This is a genomic window from Stenotrophomonas sp. P5_B8, assembly GCF_054049855.1.
Genome location: NZ_JBFULO010000441.1, coordinates 1 through 3,039, shown reverse-complemented (window position 1 = coordinate 3,039; position 3,039 = coordinate 1). Strand labels below are relative to the sequence as shown.

The 3,039-nt window shown below is 58.6% G+C and carries 2 protein-coding genes; both read left to right on the top strand.

All coding sequences use genetic code 11. The features are described 5' to 3' along the window. The first annotated feature begins 275 nt into the window (after positions 1–275). A complete protein-coding gene (locus ACXJKH_RS17725; RefSeq protein WP_457321300.1) occupies positions 276–1,817 on the top strand; it encodes an EAL domain-containing protein in 1,542 nt (513 codons plus the stop codon). Positions 1,818–2,258: 441 nt separating this feature from the next. Beyond that, the coding region (locus ACXJKH_RS17720) for a cache domain-containing protein (protein WP_457321298.1) at positions 2,259–3,039 on the top strand (781 nt) is incomplete at its 3' end.

Here is a 3,039-nt window from a genome sequence, read left to right as displayed (position 1 = left end):
CCTGACTTTACTGCTGGGGGCACAGTGAAGCGGCCCGAAAGCAGTGGCCGGTCTCTCGCCGCCGCAGAAAACCTGAATAGGCCACCGCCTGCCGACCACCAACTTACGGCCAATCCCCACTGCCTTCAAGCACCGGGCGGACACAACCCGCGACGCCCTACTCCCTGACACTCAAGAGAGCGCCCCTCCTTCCACCTGGCGGCGCAAAGTGCTATCAAATACCAGCGTTGGCGAGCACCTCCAAACACAGCCATTGCTTCCCAAGGCTCAAACAGATGCGCAAACGCAACAGGACCCAAGATGGCTTAGCTTTGGCAGCGGCCGTCGGGTTGACGATGTTGACCACTCTCGTAATCGCGCAGGCGGTTCTCTACGTGCAAGACGTCGAACGCGCGTCTGCGGCCGCCCGACTGGCAGTTGGTCAGGCAGAAGTGATCGCGCGCAGCAGCGCCGCAGCCGCCAAGCAAGCCTTGGCAACGCGCGGAGAAGATTGCTCCGACACAGATCTGCGAAACCTCAAAGCCATCGCCTTCAGTTCCAGCTACATGAGCGACGTGGGAAAGGTTCGCGACGGCCAAATCGTCTGCACGGCCCTATGGGGAGCCTTGGAGCCCCCCATGGTCTTGCCTGCCCCCAGGTTTCAGCGAAACGGAGCCGGCATTTGGAGGTCGTCTGACGTGCTCCATTCCCCCTACATCGCCACGAACATCGTGGTCCGGGGCAACGTCGCTACGGTGACTTCCCCGTCTGCATTTGACAATGTAGATCCGTCCAGGACCAGCCGCATTGTGATCGCCACAGCCAATGGCGAATACACGTTTAGGTCAGTTGAACCTGTCGCTGACGCACGGGACTGGCATCGAAACGACACGCTTGAGCGCAGCTATTGCAGCGACACGGTCGGAGTCTGCGCAGCAGTTACTTCACCGCGCACCGCGCTGTGGTCGTTGCCCTCCCACCTGCTCTCGACTTTCGCTGGCTTGGGACTGGTCACCGGCCTGTGCTTGGGGTGGATGGCAATCCGCTATCGCAACTTGAAAAGGAGCCTAGAGCAACGCCTACAGAGTGCGATAGAAAGCGGTGAGTTGACCATCGTGTTTCAGCCCCTTCGAAAGATATCCGACGGATCCACCGTTGGCTTCGAGGCGCTCGCCAGGTGGCATATCTCCCCCGAGGAGGAGATCGGTCCGGACATCTTTGTGCCCCTCGCCCAAGTCAATGGCTTTGGCCCTGTGCTTTCAAGATACGTCCTCGCCACCGCGCTTGATGACATCGAAGGAGTTCTTCTACCGGATGCCGAGCTCTACGTCTGCATCAACGTTGAGCCGGAGGATATTGCAGATGGYTCCTTCCCCGACTACGCGCTGAGCCAAGTTGAGAGTCGGCATTTGAGGCCGTTCCAAGTCTGTTTTGAAGTGACCGAACGCAACGACATCGTGACGCCAGAATTTTTCACAAACATGGCGCTCCTTCAAGGGGCAGGCTTCCGATTCCTCATCGATGATTTCGGAACGGGCCATTCGAACTTCTCCCACTTAGCTCGCACGAGCTTCAATGGCATCAAGATTGATCGTTTGTTTACGGGGGCCATTACGACCGACTCTCCGCTTCGTTCTGTTCTTCCCGCCGTTTATGAGCTAGCACTCAAGTTGAACCTGGACGTGACCATCGAGGGCATTGAAACGTCGGCCGAGGCGGCCATGCTCCGCAGCCTCGCCCCGCAGGCGATTGGCCAAGGGTGGTTCTTCGGCCGGCCCGTAAATGCGCGAGAACTCGCCAGCCGACGCGCGCCACTGGACTCAGTGCTTGACTCTTGAATGAACTCCTCACCGCCTTTCCACGCTCTGTCTACATCTTGGATGGAATGATCGACACTGCCTTGGGTCATCCAACTTAGACCCGAGGCCGGCCGCGCGCCGCTGGATTGCCCGCCCACGATGTTCTCCCCCAGATGATCGTGGTGAGTTTCAGGCAATGACGCCCCATTGGTGGCCGTCGTGACCAGCGGGTGCGGCACTTTTTTGCAAGGCTGATCCTGCACCGGGGTCTCAACCGCTGTGCGCTTAACCATTAAGGGCTAGATCGCGTCAGTGGCGTTGCCGTTAATGCCGTTTGTTCATCGCCTGTCAGTCATCGTAGGCTTGAGTTAGACAAGGGACGCAGCCGACGCCCCTTGCCTGGTGCCCCTGCCCTCAACACCGAATCTTGTGCTGCTGGCCTGAGGCAATTATGGAATCGTACGAAGGGACGCAGGACATATGAGGAAGATCGCCAAACACCTTAATCTCCAACGGTTGATCGTCGGGCTCGCCATTCTCTCAGCTGGGGTCATGTTGGCAAATGCGGTGTTTGCGGCGTATCAGGTCCAACGCGAGCAGCTGATCAATAACGCACTTGAGTCCAACCGCGTCTATGCCCACAAGCTCGCGCAGACCACCCATAATTTTCTGGTATCGACCCAGCAGCAGCTGGAATACAGCGCACGGGCCATTGGAGCCGGAGGCATGGGCAGTGGCGTCGATTCCGCAGAGGCACATCGACTGCAATCCCAGACAAATGCATTCAACTCGGTTGTGGTGGTGGACAACCAAGGACGAGTGACGGCATCTTCCCCGACCCTACCGCAGATCGACGGCCAGGTTCTTTCCAGCTTAGCCAACTCCTTAGCGATCGCCAGTCGCGCCCCGCTCGTGAGCAACCCCTACGTTTCTGCGACCGGCAAGTTAGTCCTGACCATCTCGCAACCAATCTTTGACCCGTCTGGGGACTACCAAGGCTACATCAGCGCGTCCATCCACTTGAAGGAGCCCAACGTGCTCCATACCCTACTTGGAACGCACTACTACCGGGACGGGTCGTATCTTTACGTCGTAGGCCAGGACGGAAAGCTGCTCTATCACCCCGAACCTGACCGGGTGGGCGAATCGGCGTTAAAAAATGAAGTGGTCAAGGCCGTTTCTCGCGGAGAAGCCGGTGCCATGCCCACGATCAACAGCCATGGGGTGCATATGTTGGCCGGGTATGCGCCTATCCCAGCCG